We start from the raw sequence: 16473 nt of genomic DNA on the forward strand, positions 1-16473 counted from the left end.
ACATCAAAAAAGAACGCAATTTCTTGCGTCCTTTAACGGTCTCTTATAACAACTGGATTCGGCAGAGCCGGCACCTCTATGGGTTCTTCTAATTCATATGGACCAACTTGATCTGCCCCCGCCTGTTGAATGGTGACCTCTGTAAAACCAAAATCTTTCGCTGAGAGCAGCAGACCTTCAATGAGTAGAATATGATCATTTGAGTCCGATAATTGCGCTGATGCTCCAAACGTGATAGTCACATGTTTTCCTTTAGTCGTCACTTCTTTAATCGATTCATCTTTAATTAATGGATCAAGTCCGGCATCACTTGTCCGCTTCATGGCCTCTACCGCATCTTCATACGAAGGATAATGGGTTTTTGAAGGCACTAAAAAAGTCCCGCTTTTGTTGTCTAAAACATAATAAGCGTGCTTTGTTTGTTTCTCAATCGACATTGTTCCAATGCGGCCATTTGCTCCTAATTGAAGTTGAGAACCTTTGGATGTCTTGACCTGTACCTGCTTATACTTACTCCATTTTAGCGTTTCTTTTACCATATCTTTAAACCGGTTGGCTTCTTTTAACGTATCGAGGGACAAATCATTTTTTAACTGAAAGATGAGTGTATCTCCTTTTTCTCGAAGATCTACCATATCAATATAAGATTGAAGAGGTTTTGTCATTTCAGGCAGCTGCACCTGCTCATATGTGTTCATCATTTCCTGCAAATGATCATACTTATCCTCTTTTTCAATGCTAATTGGAACTACCTGAGAGGTTGATTCATCTATGTATGCAATGGTCATATACTTTTGCTGCTGCTTACGAGAAACAACGTGTGAGGGCCCATCAGTCTGTTTGACCGCCTCTAATGTGGCGTTCACCTGACTTTTGTCAGCACTTGTTTCCACTTGCTTATGATGATCTTGAGCAGCCGGTTGAAATAAATGAGGAGAAATCAAAAACGCCATAAATAAAACCACAACGGTTGCGACCGCTGGACCGATCCATTTGGCACTTTTCTTTTTCTGCCCGCTTGCCATCAGCATCTGCTGGTATATCTGCTTAGATGAACGGTTGTCCTCCACCTTTGGAAGCTGACTTAGTAACACCTTGATTCGTTCTTCGCTCCAATCGGACCTGTTCGTTTTCATTCACTAGCTCCTCCTTCAAAAGCTCCATATGTTTTCGGAGCACTTTCAGGCCTCGGTGCTGCGTTGTTTTGACTTTGCTTTCCGAGAACTTTAGCGCCTTTGCCGTCTCCATGATTGAGTAGCCCTGGATAAATCTTAAAATGATGACAGCTCGTTGATCAATTGTGCAATGATCAAGTGCGGCATAGATTTCTTTTACATTTTCATCCTGTACAGCTAGTTCGTCTGGGAGCAAGTCTGGGTCCTTTACATCCTGCTTATCCCAATCAAACGTGCCGAGTACCCGTTGTCTAATGGTTTGCTGTTTGCGAAACCAATCAATCGCCACATGCCTTGCAATTGAAAACAGCCATGTTTTCTCGCTGCTTCTTCCTTCAAAAGTTTTATATGAGTGAAGTACCCGGATGTAAACCTCCTGAACGAGATCCTCTGCCTGATTTTTATCTTTAACCATATAAAATAAAAACTGGTACAAATCTTGATGGTACGAATCATATATTTTTTGAAAGGTTTCATGCATAGGAAACCCCTCCGTTCACTTATTTTTGTCGATTGACTCTTACAAAACGTTACATTACAACTTTATGACAAATATATTACAAGTTCGACAATTTGGGAAGGGCTTTTTGTTTAACTTCTCCTTAAAAATATGAAAATAAAAAAACACTTCTTTTTTTCGAAAAGAAGTGTTTCTCATGTAACAAGATTCTTCGTCAGGATTAGACGAGTTCCTGCTTTTTTCTCGGAATATAAAAGGTAAAGTGTGTACCTGTACCCGCTTTGCTATGTGCATGAATGGAGCCTTGATGCGCCTCTACGATGTTCTTCACAATCGCAAGACCAAGCCCAGTACCAGAACGCCCTCTTGTTCTTGCCTTATCCGCTTTATAGAAACGTTCGAAAATAAATGGCAGATCCTCTTCCGGGATTCCGCTTCCCGAATCTTTTACATCCATTTTCAGACCGCTTTCCACCGATTGAACCGAGAAGTGAACCTCTCCGCCCTCTGGTGTATGACGAATGGCGTTATCAATGAGATTCGTAAACACCTGCTCAATCTTATCCGGATCGAGTACAAAGTGCGGTTCATCCACTTGAATGTCATATGTGAGATCAACTTGTTTTTCTTTCGCAATACCGAGAAACTTGCGGTAAATCTTCTCGGTCAGCTCTTCTGTATCTGTCGATTCAAGATTAAGTGTAATATGGCCCGCTTCCATTCTCGCTAGATCTAGAAGGTCATTCACAAGACGTCCCATTCGAAGTGATTCGTCGTAGATAATTTGCGCAATCTCTTTCTTTTCCTCTTCTGAGCCTGCAATATCATCTACAATCGCCTCACTATACCCTTGCAGCATGGCAATTGGAGTACGAAGTTCATGACTGACATTGGCAATGAAGTCTTTTCTCAGCTTATCAAGTCTTCGTTCCTCTGTCATATCACGAAGGACCGCAACTGCTCCCCTGACATCCTGCTGATTATAAAGCGGGGTCATGAGAAGAACCCAAGTACGTCCTTGCAGCGTGACTTCGATCATTTGCTCTTTTTCTGTGCTGACGGCTGTATGAAACAGTTCTCTCGCTTCTGGCGGCAGTTCATCTCCATCTTTGATCTTCATATTTTGCTCGTAATACCACGCCTGCAAGAATCGTTCTGCAGGAGGATTCGTCATGAGAATCGTTCCATCAATATTGATGGTGATGACACCATCAGCCATACTGCTTAAAATGTTGGACAAATGTTCTTTTTCTTGATTTAAGGCTGTGATATGGAATTTAAGCTGCTTGCCCATTTGATTAAAGGCGATGGCCAGTTCTCCAATTTCGTCTTGCGTTAATATAGGAATCTTGGTATCAAATTTCCCTTTCGCCAGATCCTGTGCCCCCTCTCTCATCTTTCTGAGAGGATAGGTGACACGTGTTGATAAGAAGAAAGCGAAGATAGTGGTCAGAATAATGGCAATTCCGGCTGCTAGGAAGATATAACGCGTCGTATGTTTCGTTGTTTGTTCTACAGCGAGTAATGATTGAGAAAGAAAGACCATGCCTTTTTTTCCGTTTGCCTCAAATGGTACACCGACGACAATTCGTTCATCTTTCTGATTGCCTGCATTTGGTTCTGCACGTTTACTGATTTTTTTACGATCTTTTAGTGCTTGATTTAAATCACTGTCCGCTTCAATTTGTTTCTTTGTAATCGCAGGAAGCTTCCCGTCTTTTTCAGACGAATACCACTCTAGCCCGTCCTCTTGTATAATCGCAATACTCGTCAATTTGTCAGCAAGCTCTGATGTAATCGACCTTGCGAGAGATTGATCCTCGTGGCTTTCTAAAATGACCGCTACTTTGTTTGCCATTTGCGTTAAATCTGACTTTGCTTCTTCTACATGGTAATTCTCAATGAACTCTAAAAGAAGCACGGTTAAAATAGATAAAACGATCAGGACGAGGAAGAGAATGGTTAACCATAGCTTTCCAACGACACTTTTCCACAGTTTCATTCAGCGCCGACCTCAAATTTGTACCCGACACCCCATACCGTCACGATTTTTTTCGCAGCTTCTGGTGACACTTTATTCAGCTTTTCGCGAAGTCGTTTGACGTGGGTATCGACTGTTCTCAAGTCTCCAAAGAATTCATACTGCCATACTTCTTTTAACAGCTTCTCTCTGTCATAAACCTTATCCGGTGTTTTCGCAAGGAAATATAAAAGCTCATATTCCTTCGGCGTGAGACTGACTTCTTTGCCATCAGCCGTCACTCTATGCGCATCGTGGTCAATTGAAAGATGAGAAAACACAAGTACATCTTTTGTTGTTGTCCCAGTATTGAGATAAGACGTTTGAGAAGATCTTCTGAGCAATGCCTTTACACGTAAAACAACTTCACGCGGGCTAAAAGGTTTTACGATATAGTCATCCGTTCCTGCCTCAAACCCTTGGACGCGGTTGGCTTCTTCTCCTTTTGCCGTCAGCATAATGATTGGAGTCGCTTTTTTGTCTCGAATTTGATTACACACTTCGATTCCATCTGTCCCAGGCATCATTAAATCGAGTAAAATGAGGTCATAATCTGTTTGGAGTCCTTTTTGAATCGCCTCATCTCCATTTTCTGCTTCATCGATTTCATAATTTTCACGTTCTAAGTACATTTTTAAAAGGCGGCGAATTCTTGCCTCATCATCTACGACTAATATTTTCGTTTGAGTTGTGTGTTCCATTAGACAATCCTCCTGCTTTCTCCGTTGTTACATTCATTTTAACAAAAAGCCAAATCGATTCATAAAAAGTTGGCCTTTTTCATGTGATTAAGCGTAAGAATGAAGCCCTGCAATCACAAGATTGACAAAGATGAGATTAAACATAATGATGGCGAATCCGATGACAGCTAGCCAAGCGGACTTTTCGCCATGCCAGCCCCTGGATAAGCGAAGGTGAAGGTAGGCTGCATAAAAGAGAAACGTAATCAATGCCCATACTTCCTTCGGGTCCCAGCCCCAGAACCGAGTCCAGGCAATTTGCGCCCAGATCATTGCAAAAATCAGCCCGCCTAACGCAAATACAGGGAAACCAATGGAAACAGCCCTGTATCCAATTTCATCGACTAAATCTAGGTTCACCTGCTTCACAAGCGGTTGAAGCAGAGCGCTGAGTCGTTTGCGAATGATCAACCGAATCAGTCCATACAAGATCAGCCCCGTGCCGAATGACCATAACACCGTATTGACCTTTCTTCCTGAAAAAACAGGCGGCAAATCAACAAATGGTTCCAAACGATCTTGCGTCACAAGCTCTCCTTTATGAGGTCCAACTAGAGCTGGCAGCTCATAGACCATCACACTTTCCTCTTTATTTTTATCGACCCAATTAAATTTCGCCTCGTATCCTGTCATTCTAAAGATGGACGTGACAGCGATAAATGCAAGTGTGACGACAATCATAAACATGACGAGCTCTAAACCAAATGTCTTCTTCCCTGGCTTTGTTTGATCGACATGCTTTAATAAGAAGATGACACCTGCCACAAAGCTGATCGCTAAAATGGCTTGCCCTAGTGCTGCTGTTGTCACGTGAATATAAAGCCAATTACTTTGTAGTGAAGGAATCAGCGGTGATATATCAGATGGGAACATACTTGCATAGGCAATAATCAATAAAGCGATTGGAAGTGTAAATAAACCAAGTACAGACACTTGATACACAAAATATAAAATGATGAATGCGAGCACAAGCATCATGCCAAAAGCGGTTGTGAATTCAAACAAATTACTGACTGGTGCATGACCAGACGCCATCCACCTTGAAATAAAATAGCCAAATTGGCTTAAAAAACCGATGATGGTGAGCGTAATGCCGATAAGTGCTGCCTTATTCCTGCGCGGTCCATCAACTTGCTTTTTTCCTTTAATGGCACCACCAAAAAAAGGAACTGCCGCTAAATACAATAGAAAAGCTGCAAATAACAGGTTTTCACTGACTGCTGCCATCTAATCCTTCCCCCTTGCTTTTGCTGATACTTGTTGTATCAGGCAGTTCTTTTTGATCAACTGGCTGTTTGATGCCACTGTCACTTAGTAACACGTTGAGATCAGACTTTAAGCCGAACCAGTTTTTGTTTGTGTGTCCTGCCACAAATACTTTTCCATCCTTTGCAGACAGCCAAATTCTTCTATGCTGCCAATACATCCCCTGCACGACACCAATCATGAAGATAATCCCGCCTACGATGAGCACCCCGAGAGTTAAATCTTTTCTAACCGTCAATCCCGTGACGTTTTTCGTTTCCACTCGATCAAACTTCATTTTATATATGTTGTTATCAGAGCCTTCTACTGTCTCTTGAATCGCCACAAAGCTTTTTTCACCTTTAGGCTTTTCAGGAGAAATCATTTCAAACACGAAAGCAGGATTATTTGGATTTCTTGTTTTCGTACTCGGCGTTCCATCATCGTCAAAATAAAAATCAGGGAGATAGCTCATCACTTTGACTTTGTAACCGCTACCAAGATCATATTCTGACTTAGGCTCCAGCAGATTAATCTTCACTGTTCCGAAAGATTTTTCTGTATCTTTACGAATCAGCTGAAAGACCATTTGATCGAGTTCATTTTGTTTAAAATCCACTTGATATAATGAGAAATGATCAAACTTGAGCGGTTCGTTCACTTTGATATCGTGTTCTGTTACCTGCTTCAGCTTGGGCTTTTCACCAAAAACAACTTCCCCTTCACGTTTGTATAAAGTGGCATCGGTTTTATAACTTTTCACCACTTGACCGTCGCCAGCTCTTTCAATCGCATTCTCAAACACTTCTTTTTCATTTCCAGTTTCATAGCGGTCAATTGAAAACGCATTATTTTTCAAAAAATATTGACCATCTGTGCCTGGAATTGGAGCAGTTTCACCTTCTCTGACCCACAGCGTTTCATCCACGTACATGCCTGGGACAAACCGGAGCATCGATCCAATGAGAAAGATGATTAATCCAATGTGATTGACATAAGGCCCCCAGCGTGAAAAGCGGCCTTTTTCAGCTAAAATATGTCCGTTTTCTTCTCGCACGCGGTAACGCTTTTGTTTCATTGCTCTTATGATGCCTTCATATGTATGCTGATCTAACGTTTTGTCTGTCTCACTGAACAGACGCTGTCTTCTCATAAAGCCTTCTTTTTTGATAACCCCTTGGTTTTTAAGTGCCCGATAAAGAGGAATGACCCGGTCGAGACTGCAAATGACAAGGGAGATTCCGATTGATGCGACTAAAGCTAAAAACCACCAAGAATTATAAAGATCATGGAATCCAAGTATGTAATACAGCTTACCAAACGACCCATATTGCTCTTCATAATAGGTGGAAGCAGATGCACCTGGCGGAATAAACCGCTCCTGCGGAAAAATGGTTCCTAGTGAGGAAGCAAGCAGTGTAATAACAATCAGCCACACACCCACTTTAACGGAAGAAAAAAAGTTCCATACTTTATCCACAATCGTTTTGTTGTATGTTTGCGAGCGTCTTGCACTGCCGTCATATCTCATATCAAGCAGCTTTGAAGAGTTTTTCTCTATAGCTGCAATTGGATTCCCGCATGATTCACATAAAACAGTACCGATTGGATTAATATGTCCACACTCGCACTTTACCTCTTTCATTCTATGACCCCTTTGGTTTAATCAAATTCATATATTCATAGACATTACGTTCTGTCATGGTTCCCTTTATGACTTTGATTACCTTGCCTTCAGGATTAATTAAAAATGTGGTTGGCAGCGGCGTAATATCATATGCCTCTGTCACTTGACGATCTTTGTCCATCGCAACAGGAAAATTCACGCCATAGGTTTCCATAAAATTTTTCACGGCAATATTGGATTCCCCAACATTGACTGCAACAATTTCCACACCGCGATCCTTGAATACTTCATATTGATTTGCCATGTAAGGAAATTCTTGTTTACACGGACCACACCAGGTCCCCCAAAAATTAAGGAAGACGCCTTTGCCTTTTAATTCCTTTAATTCAATCCGTTCCCCATCCACTGATTGAAGGACAAAGTTTGGCGCAATAGATCCTTCTTTGACTTGATCCTGTTTGGCAAATACTGAGTTATACATCGTATAACAAAGTGCAGCAAGCATCACAAGGAGAATGCCCGTCCGTATGAAAAACCGTCTTTTCTTCATCTGAAGTACCCCTTCCCCATAGACATTCAGGTAAATTATAGCATTCTCCTTCTTTTGATGCTTCTTCATTTTTTGAAGTTTATGTGAAAATTAAAAAGCGCTTTTCCCATGATCTGCAATCGCTCTTAGGCGCTTGACTTCATGCGGAGACAATTCTCTGCGGTCTCCCGGTCTCATGCCTTCAATATGAAGGAACGCATATTGCTCTCTTTTTAGCTTTAACACATCATGACCGATCGCTTCAAACATGCGGCGCACTTGTCTGTTTCTGCCTTCATGAATGGTTAATTGAACGATAGATGTCTGCTTTCGTTTATCGATAGAAAGCATTTTGGCACGAGCACGTGCTGTCTTTTTATGATCTAACATGATCCCTTTTTCTAGCTTTCTAAGCAATTCCTTTGATGGGATGCCTTTTAGCTTCGCTGCATACGTTTTATCAATTTCATATTTCGGATGCATGAGCTTATGGGCAAATTCCCCGTCATTTGTAATTAAAATCAAACCGCTCGTATCATAATCTAAGCGGCCGATTGGATAAAGGCGCTGCGGGACGTCATCAAAGAAATCTGTGACGACCTTACGTCCTTTATCATCCTCAGCAGCTGAAATGACGCCGCGCGGTTTATAAAGCATAAAGTAAACCGGTTCTTCTCTTTCAAGCTTTAATCCGTTGACTTCAATTTTATCTGAAGAGCCCACTTTTACTCCGAGCTCTGTCACTGTTTGGCCATTAACGGTAACTCGTCCTTCTTTAATTAATTCTTCTGCCTTTCGTCTAGAAGCGACGCCGGCATGTGCAATTACTTTCTGTAAACGTTCCATTTGTCTTTCACCTCATGTACTATCTTACTTGCTTGACTTAAAACAAACAAGCATTCGTGGAAAAATAAGCGATTCGTCTGTCTAATTTCAGCTAAAAAGCGATTTTCCATCCACGAAATACAAAAAAGCGCCTCATTAGGCGCCGCTAAATAACAAACTGACGATGATGACAGATGCAATGATTCCAATGAGGTCCGCTAACAGTCCTACTTTCAGCGCATCCCCCATCTTTTTAATACCGACTGCTCCAAAATAGACCGTTAAAATGTATAGGGTGGTATCTGTTGACCCTTGCATGACAGCTGCGAGCTGTCCGATAAAAGAATCTGGTCCATATGTCGCAATGAGGTCTGATGTCATCCCGAGTGCGGCCGTGCCAGATATCGGACGAATAAACGCAAGCGGCACCACTTCTGCCGGGAAGCCGATCGCTGTAAACACGGGTTTTAACAGTCCCATGACAAAGTCAAGCGCACCAGACGCACGGAATATCGTAATGGCTACAAGCATACCGACTAAATAAGGAATGATTGAAAAGGCAATTTGAATGCCCTCTTTCCCGCCCTCGACAAATGTTTCATAGGTCGGTACCTTTTTAATGGTTCCTGCAATTAAAATTCCTGCGATGATCAGTGGGATCAAAGCAAGTGACAGCCAGTTAATAAATGACACGAGATCACCCCCGCCTGCTTCTGCGATAGTGGAAATAGCGATCAATGAGAATTGCACCGATTCCTGAAATGAGTGTTGCCAAAATGGTTGGGCCTACAATGTCTGTTGGCTGATCTGCACCATAGGTCATTCTAATCGCAATGACGGTTGTTGGCACAAGTGTGATAGAGGATGTGTTGACCGCTAAAAATGTAATCATGGACCGGCTTGCTTCATTTTTCCCCTCGTTTAATGCTTTCATCTGCTCCATTGCCTTAATCCCAAGCGGTGTTGCGGCATTCCCGAGACCAAAGAAATTCGCCATAAGGTTGGACAAAATATATCCCATTGCGGGATGGTTAGGCGGAATATCCGGAAATAGCTTTGAAATAAAGGGACGGCACAATTTACTAAAGAAATTTAACAAACCTGCCTCTTCTGCAATCTTCATCAGTCCGAGCCAAAAAACGAGGACACTAATCAGACCAATTGAAATGGTAACTGCTTCTTTTGAGCCCTTAAATACAGCTTCGTTTACTTCCTCCATCGTTCCGTTGAACATCGCATACACAAGACCGATGACAGTGAGGAATACCCAAATTAGATTGACCATGAAAATCCGCCTATAGATGTCTGAAAGACAGACTTAAACATTTCTTGAAAGCTTTTTTGAGGCATTCGATTTCGTTTATTTTCATAAAAAATCGGCACTTGCTCGATCACCTGGCCATCTAATAAAAATGTCATTTTCCCTACAACATCCGGGATGGCTTCGGCGTTTTTTTCCCACTTCTTTTGAGGGGTAAGCATTTCCGTTTCAATTTCCACTAGCTTTTTCTCATCTTCATTTAAAAAATAGTCCACATCACGCTTGATAAATGCTTTTTTTTCGTAAAAGGTTCCTTTTAACGAAGCGAGTCTTCCTTTTTCAGCAAGTACGTACGTTTTATAGTGATCAAATGCATATTCAAACATAGAGATATGATCCTTCCAGTCATCTGGGGCATTAATGGTCACAGCGATCAGCGCCGCATCCCCTTTTGCAGCTGTAGAGACAAGTGTGCGTTTTGCAAGCTTCGTATATCCCGTTTTCCCCCCAGTTGAATATTGATATAAACCAGTGAGGAGCTTGTTTTTATTTTTCCAATAGCCTTCCATCGTTTTCGCTTTATAGAAAGTCGTGCCCGCAATTTTTTGATATTGTTTATGTTCCATGGCATATTTTGTTAAAATGGCCATGTCATAGGCTGATGAATAATGATGTTTATGATCATCGAGTCCATGCGGATTTTGAAAATTTGTATTCTCCATTCCTAGTTCAGACGCTTTTTGATTCATCATAAAAATAAATCCTTCTAAGCTACCGCCCACATGCTCTGCAATGGCAACAGCTGCATCATTTCCAGAACGCAGCATAAGCCCGTACGTTAAGTCTTCTAAACTCACCTTCTGCCCTTCTTTTAAATAGAGCGATGAGCCCTCTGCTTGAATCGCGCGTTTTGATACCTTGACGGTGTCTTTCATTTTTCCTGATTCAATGGCTAATACCGCCGTCATAATTTTCGTAATACTGGCGATTCTCCTTTTTTCATGCTCGTCCTTTCCAAATAGGACTCTGCCTGACTGTCCATCTATTAAAATGGCGCTTCTTGCACTCACAGATAATGATATGTCTGCTTTGGCATGTGAGGAAAAAGGCAGTAAGAGTGTAAATAGAAGAAGGACTGCTGTTCCAATTTTTAAATAGGGCATGTTCATTCACGTCCTTGTCCGTTTTGTACAAGTGTATGCGCGCCTGAAAAAGTTATGATGCCTCGTCCATAAAAAAAACGTCTCTATATGTAGAGACACTTTTTCCTCTTGCTATACCATTTTCATTTGCTGATGAGATGTCGTATATTCTAGCTCTTCTCTCATCGCTAAAAAATCGTTTTCTAATGAAGAAAATAATCGTTTCATATCAGCGGATACTTCATGGTGGAAAACAATGCTGCCCTTTCCTGTATACGCGGAACGGCTGTCTTCATACCATGTATCCTTTTTCGGCGTAAAAAATTCTTCAATACATTGATGATAAATACGGTGAAGCGTCTGCTGCGCGGCTTGCTGCGGGAATGTCTGCTGCTGGCTGATTTTCCTGCAAACTGCCGCTGCATCCTCGCTGTACACTGCAAGCTTCCGTAATGTACTCAATATGTCACAATAATAGGCTTCCGCTTCAGGGTTTAATCGTTTCATGCTTGATAAGGTAGCTTCGTTCAGAAAACCATTCATTTCAGTTGCAACCTTTGATAAAAAGACGCCTGCTTGATCAACTTGAGCCTTTACATTCATATGTGCCATTTGTTTCGTGTTTACCTTCCCCTCATGGCTTTATTACCATTTTATCTGACATCAATAGATGTTAGACCTAAAATCTTTTTTATATTTTATCATACATTTTTCATTCTTTTGAACTATTTTATCTCTTCGAATGTTTGATTGAAGTTTTCAAAAAATAGATCAGCCTCTTCTTGTACACCATCTGCTTCCACATTCTCTGGCAGCGGAGGTAATTCATCCAAGGCCTTTAAGCCAAACTGCTCTAAAAAGGTAGGCGTTGTCCCATAAAGAATCGCTCGCCCCGGGCCATCGGCACGTCCTACTTCACAGAGCAGTGCTTTGGCTACTAAACTATGAAGCACCCGCTCTGATTTGACTCCTCTGATCTCCTCTACCTCACTACGTGTGATCGGCTGTTTATAAGAAACGATTGCGAGTACCTCAAGCGCTGCCTGTGACAAACCTTTGGATGGGGTCTCGACTAATTTTTTCAAATAAATGCTGTATTCTTTTTTCGTCAGCAGCATATATGAATCTGCATATTCAATGAGCTCAATCCCTCGTTCTTGTTTTTGATATTCTTCCTTTACGGCAGACATCATGTCGAGTAATGCTGCCTCTTCTACTTCAAGAACAGACATGAGCTGTTTTTTTGTTAAGCCTTCGTCACCTGCTGCATACAGCAGCGCTTCTATGATGGCTTTCCAATTCACGATATCAAGCGTCATGAATCGTTTCACTCCCTATTATATAAATGTCTTCAAAGTTTCCTTCCTGCTCTAACATGATTTGATGACTTTTCATCAATTCGAGAACAGCAAGAAACGTCACGACAAGGTGCTCCTTTTGATCATGTTGAAATAGAGTCATGAAATTGGTCCGCTTTTTCGTTTTTCTTAAATGGTTCATAATCTCATTCATTTTGTCTTCAATCGGGATTTCTTGTCTTGTAATCTTAGATGGTGCTGGTTTCGTTATTTTTTTTCGGTTCAATACCTTTTGGAACGCACCTAACATATCATACACCGTGACATGTAAGTTTGTGTCCTTCACTTCCGATTCTTTTGCAAATTCGCTTAAATCACTCGGAGGTTTTGTAAAGGCATTTTGCCTTTCTTCTTCGCGTTCCTTTAGTTCTTGTGCTGCATTTTTATACTTGCGGTATTCAATTAATTTGCCAATCAGCTCTTCTCGAGGGTCCTCTTCCTCTTCGAGCAGGTCTTCATCAAATAGCTCTTCCTCTTGTTTCGGAAGGAGCATTCTGCTTTTAATACTCAGGAGGGTTGCAGCCATCACCAAATATTCACTTGCCACATCAAGTTCAAGCTCCCTCATTGTGTGGACATATAACAAATACTGCTCCGTAATTTTAGCAACGGGAATATCATAAATATCGATTTCCAACCGGTTGATTAAATGTAAAAGTAAGTCCAAAGGACCTTCAAACGAATCTATTTTCACCTGATATTCCAGCATTTTTTTCTCACCATTTCTACTGTCTTCTAAGTACCGTTTCACCGGCTAACCTTTAGTATAAGACAGGATAAAGCTCTCGTCCAATATAATTTCGACCATGATGTCCTAGGCAAAACAAGAAAAACAGTGGTTTCGCCCATACCACTCAGGGCATTTATACATAGAATACCATTGTAAACAGAACTGATGAAAAAGGAGGCCGTATCATTATGGGAGATGGCTATAACTTTGGCGGAGGTTTCGCGCTTATTGTCGTGCTTTTCATCTTGCTGATCATCGTTGGCGCGGCTTGGGTTTATTAAAGAAACAGAGCGTCCTTTCACGAAGGGCGCTCTTTCTTCTTTTCTTTTCAATATGTTAGACTGAGAGTGGAAAAGGAGATGACCACTGTGTATCCTGAAGCGTACGTGGCTTTTTTACATGAATTTCATACGACAAGGGATTATTTTGAGTGTCATGAAATTCTTGAGGAATATTGGAAGGAAGACCCGCCTGAGCAGCGCAAAGAATATTGGGTTGGTTTCATTCAGCTTGCCGTTGCATTGTATCATCAAAGACGGGGAAATGGAAAAGGGGCAAAACGGCTCATTTCAAACAGCCTCCACTTGCTGGAAGCAAACCGGCCCGTATTAGCGAACCTCGGTCTAGATGATGAGGCGTTTCTCATACTTCTGAGAACGCTAAAGAAGAAAATGAATGAAGACATGCCCTACGAAAGTGTGTTGCTCCCGATCAAAGATCAAGCGCTTCTTTCTTTATGCCAAGAAATGGCTCAAAAAGAAGGTCTGACCTTTGGACAGGAGAGCAACTTATCCCACACATTTTTGATCGAAAAACATAGACTGCGTGACCGGACAGATGTATTGCTTGAACGAAAAAAGCAGATCGAACGTAAAAAAAGCAGAGGACTGTAGCCTCTGCTTTTACATGTGTGATATTTAATTTGTTTCGCTGTGACACTTATGAAAGAAGCCTTGCGTTAATTCATTTGGAATGAGTGTTTTGGTTTTGAATACCTCTTCCACGGCTAAAACCATTTCCTTGCCGATTCCTTGATCTCGATGGGATGGATTCACACTAATATGCTCGATTTGTACTTGGTCGTCTGTTTTCAACACACCAATGGCACCTACGATATCCTCGCCATCTTTCCAAAGGAACAGCTGCCGATTTTCATCCATTTCATATGACTTCATCGTCTGCTGAAGCTGTTTGACGTCTTTCTCACCCGGCATGAAGGAGAGTAGCCCCATGGCAATTTTTTCAAAAGACCTCTTATAACGAATTAACATATATACCCCTCAATATTCAAATTATCCTAATGTCCAGCAAATGTCTCACGAATCATTTGCTCATCACACATTATAAACATTTTTATACCGTTTTTAAACTCTTTTTCACTAAATTAACGAAAGGTTCGATTGAGATTCGCCATTTCAATGGCAGCTGCAGCCGATTCGCTGCCTTTATTTCCAGCTTTTGTGCCGGCTCTTTCGATGGCTTGTTCAATGGATTCTGTTGTTAGTACACCAAAGATAATCGGTACCCCTGTTGACATGGCACTTTGAGCAATTCCTTTAGCGGCTTCATTACAAACATAATCGTAGTGAGTTGTTGCGCCCCGGATTACGGTTCCTAGTGTAATGACGGCATCGTATTTCTCTGTTTCAGCTAGTTTTTTTGCCATGTACGGAATTTCAAAAGCACCCGGTACCCACACGACATCAATATCGTCACCGTTTGCTCCGTGTCTGAGCAATGTATCTTCTGCTCCGTCAAGCAGTTTACTTGTAATAAAGTCATTAAATCTCGCGACGACGATTGCAAATTTTAGTCCTTCTGCTACTACATGCCCTTGTATTGTATTCATATGTTGATCATCCTTTTTTGTGATTTTTATTTTGTTTCGATAGTTGCTGTTTCGTTATTGTTTAAATATGTCTGCAATGCTTCGATTGTCAGCATCTTTAAACCGTGCTGTTTTTGGATCTCTTTTAGTTCAGGGACGCGCGCCATTGTGCCATCTACATTCATAATTTCACATATGACACCCGCTGGCTCTGAACCTGCCAGTTTCGCAAGATCTACCGCCGCCTCTGTATGACCTGGTCTTTCTAGTACACCGCCCTCTTTTGCAATGAGCGGAAACACATGACCTGGGCGGGCAAATTCTTCTGGTGTTGCGTCTTTATTTAACATGGCAAGCATGGTCGCAGAGCGCTCAAAAGCACTAATACCAGTCGTCGTTGTCACATGATCGATGCTCACTGTAAATGCTGTATGGTGTGCATCTGTATTTTGTTCTACCATTGGATGCAGGTTCAGGTGTTTGGCGATCGTCATATGGACCGGTGTACAAATGAGGCCTCTTCCATGTAAAGCCATAAAGTTAATAACTTCAGGCGTGGCATGCTCAGCAAGTGCCACAAAATCTCCTTCATTCTCTCTGTCTTCATCATCCACTACGATAATGATTTCTCCTTCTTTTAGAGCATCTACTGCTTCTTCTACTGAATGATACATACAATCGCCTCCTAGAATCCGTGCTCTTTTAAAAATGATGGGGTCAATCGGGATGGCTGCTTTTCGCCTTGTTCATTTGTTAAAAAGCGATAAATGTATTTGCCGATCATGTCACACTCTATATTCACAATCTCTCCCATAGATTTAGTCAGGAAAATAGTTCCTTCAAGCGTATGAGGAATAATAGAGACTGTGACGTGTGAATCTTGCAAATCGAAAATGGTTAAGCTGACACCATCTATTGCGATCGAACCCTTTTGCGTGAGCATATCTGTGAGGGTCTTGTCCATCTCCAAATCATAGTAAATGGCATTACTTTTCTTTTCTATTCGGGTAATGACTGCCGTTCCGTCAACATGGCCTGAGACAAAATGGCCGCCGAATCGTCCATTCGAGGACATGGCCCGCTCTAAATTCACTGGACTGCCTGATGTCAGCTGATCCAGTGATGTCGCTTTGACCGTCTCTGGCATCACATCTGCTGCGAACTGTGCTTTTGTAAAGCTTGTGACTGTAAGACATACACCATTGATCGCAATACTGTCTCCGAGGTGAACATCTTCTAGCACACGACTGCACTTAATGACAATTTCCATGGCATCTGCTGACTTTTTACTTAATGACTGTACGGTGCCAACTTCTTCAATTATCCCCGTAAACATGTGATCCTCCCTTTCTTTTCATTTGTATTTCTCACTTTATAAAAAAGCGATGTTAGGGACATGTGATCGATTGAGCACCTTCGTCGCTTTTTAAGGTCCATACAAGGTAGATGAGGGATCACCTAATAAACACTGCATGCCGGTCTATTAACTACATGTACATACAGAAAGCCCCGGAAAAAATTCCGGGGCTTTGG

General features: G+C 41.7%; 19 protein-coding genes and 1 pseudogene. 2 read left to right on the plus strand and 18 right to left on the minus strand.

Features of this window, described 5'->3' with window-relative positions:
- Positions 1-32: 32 nt before the first annotated feature.
- The 14 genes from MKZ03_RS10190 to MKZ03_RS10255 form a co-directional block, all read right to left on the minus strand.
- Positions 33-1136 (minus strand): sigma X negative regulator, encoded by a 1104-nt coding sequence (locus MKZ03_RS10190; protein ID WP_334749578.1) that lies wholly within the window; start codon positions 1134-1136, stop codon positions 33-35.
- Positions 1048-1656, minus strand: coding sequence for an RNA polymerase sigma factor SigX (sigX, locus tag MKZ03_RS10195; RefSeq protein WP_034318821.1), 609 nt, complete (start codon positions 1654-1656; stop codon positions 1048-1050). Before sigX ends, MKZ03_RS10190 begins: the two co-directional genes overlap by 89 nt.
- Positions 1657-1855: 199 nt before the next feature.
- Entirely contained in the window at positions 1856-3637 is a 1782-nt protein-coding gene (locus MKZ03_RS10200; protein ID WP_034661118.1) for an ATP-binding protein, read from the minus strand.
- Entirely contained in the window at positions 3634-4356 is a 723-nt protein-coding gene (locus MKZ03_RS10205; protein WP_003215596.1) for a response regulator transcription factor, read from the minus strand. Before MKZ03_RS10205 ends, MKZ03_RS10200 begins: the two co-directional genes overlap by 4 nt.
- 87 nt (positions 4357-4443) lie before the next feature.
- Entirely contained in the window at positions 4444-5622 is a 1179-nt protein-coding gene (gene ccsB, locus MKZ03_RS10210) for a c-type cytochrome biogenesis protein CcsB (RefSeq protein ID WP_034661119.1), read from the minus strand.
- Positions 5606-7285: a cytochrome c biogenesis protein ResB gene (gene resB / locus MKZ03_RS10215; protein WP_060596758.1), complete on the minus strand. Its 1680-nt coding sequence runs from the start codon at positions 7283-7285 to the stop codon at positions 5606-5608. The genes ccsB and resB overlap by 17 nt, the downstream gene beginning before the upstream one ends.
- A 1-nt stretch (position 7286) precedes the next feature.
- Positions 7287-7817 (minus strand): thiol-disulfide oxidoreductase ResA, encoded by a 531-nt coding sequence (resA, locus tag MKZ03_RS10220; RefSeq protein WP_060596759.1) that lies wholly within the window; start codon positions 7815-7817, stop codon positions 7287-7289.
- A gap of 90 nt (positions 7818-7907) precedes the next feature.
- Complete coding sequence (rluB, locus tag MKZ03_RS10225) at positions 7908-8642, minus strand: 23S rRNA pseudouridine(2605) synthase RluB (RefSeq protein ID WP_034661122.1); 735 nt, start codon at positions 8640-8642, stop codon at positions 7908-7910.
- Positions 8643-8777: 135 nt separating this feature from the next.
- Complete coding sequence (locus MKZ03_RS10230) at positions 8778-9314, minus strand: spore maturation protein (protein WP_003216139.1); 537 nt, start codon at positions 9312-9314, stop codon at positions 8778-8780.
- Between the two features lie 4 nt (positions 9315-9318).
- Positions 9319-9906 (minus strand): nucleoside recognition domain-containing protein, encoded by a 588-nt coding sequence (locus MKZ03_RS10235; protein ID WP_095285349.1) that lies wholly within the window; start codon positions 9904-9906, stop codon positions 9319-9321.
- Positions 9894-11045, minus strand: a complete 1152-nt coding sequence (locus tag MKZ03_RS10240) for a D-alanyl-D-alanine carboxypeptidase family protein (protein WP_106039221.1) — start codon at positions 11043-11045, stop codon at positions 9894-9896. The genes MKZ03_RS10235 and MKZ03_RS10240 overlap by 13 nt, the downstream gene beginning before the upstream one ends.
- Positions 11046-11156: 111 nt before the next feature.
- On the minus strand, positions 11157-11636 hold the full coding sequence (locus MKZ03_RS10245; RefSeq protein WP_034661124.1) for a YpuI family protein: 480 nt from the start codon (positions 11634-11636) through the stop codon (positions 11157-11159).
- Between the two features lie 113 nt (positions 11637-11749).
- Positions 11750-12343, minus strand: a complete 594-nt coding sequence (gene scpB, locus MKZ03_RS10250) for an SMC-Scp complex subunit ScpB (protein ID WP_034661126.1) — start codon at positions 12341-12343, stop codon at positions 11750-11752.
- On the minus strand, positions 12333-13091 hold the full coding sequence (locus MKZ03_RS10255) for a segregation/condensation protein A (protein ID WP_034661986.1): 759 nt from the start codon (positions 13089-13091) through the stop codon (positions 12333-12335). The genes scpB and MKZ03_RS10255 overlap by 11 nt, the downstream gene beginning before the upstream one ends.
- Before the next feature lie 209 nt (positions 13092-13300).
- On the opposite strand from MKZ03_RS10255, the gene MKZ03_RS10260 reads away from it, so the two are divergent.
- Together MKZ03_RS10260 and MKZ03_RS10265 are read left to right on the plus strand one after the other, a co-directional pair.
- Positions 13301-13393, plus strand: a complete 93-nt coding sequence (locus MKZ03_RS10260) for a YjcZ family sporulation protein (protein WP_012010430.1) — start codon at positions 13301-13303, stop codon at positions 13391-13393.
- 87 nt (positions 13394-13480) lie between these two features.
- Positions 13481-14005: a DUF309 domain-containing protein gene (locus tag MKZ03_RS10265; RefSeq protein ID WP_034661127.1), complete on the plus strand. Its 525-nt coding sequence runs from the start codon at positions 13481-13483 to the stop codon at positions 14003-14005.
- A gap of 24 nt (positions 14006-14029) precedes the next feature.
- Here MKZ03_RS10265 and MKZ03_RS10270 read toward each other — a convergent pair whose 3' ends face one another.
- The 4 genes and pseudogenes from MKZ03_RS10270 to ribE form a co-directional block, all read right to left on the minus strand.
- Complete coding sequence (locus tag MKZ03_RS10270; RefSeq protein ID WP_003215830.1) at positions 14030-14383, minus strand: GNAT family N-acetyltransferase; 354 nt, start codon at positions 14381-14383, stop codon at positions 14030-14032.
- Positions 14384-14496: 113 nt separating this feature from the next.
- The gene (gene ribH, locus MKZ03_RS10275) at positions 14497-14961 is read right to left on the minus strand and encodes a 6,7-dimethyl-8-ribityllumazine synthase (RefSeq protein ID WP_012010433.1); all 465 of its coding nucleotides are present in this window, start codon (positions 14959-14961) and stop codon (positions 14497-14499) included.
- A 47-nt stretch (positions 14962-15008) separates the two neighbouring features.
- Positions 15009-15614 (minus strand): annotated as a pseudogene (gene ribB, locus MKZ03_RS10280) (3,4-dihydroxy-2-butanone-4-phosphate synthase); the annotation flags it as partial.
- An 11-nt stretch (positions 15615-15625) separates the two neighbouring features.
- Positions 15626-16276, minus strand: a complete 651-nt coding sequence (gene ribE / locus MKZ03_RS10285; RefSeq protein WP_307499852.1) for a riboflavin synthase — start codon at positions 16274-16276, stop codon at positions 15626-15628.
- Positions 16277-16473: the final 197 nt, after the last annotated feature.

Source organism: Bacillus sp. FSL R5-0431, from assembly GCF_038002985.1.
GTDB lineage: Bacteria > Bacillota > Bacilli > Bacillales > Bacillaceae > Bacillus.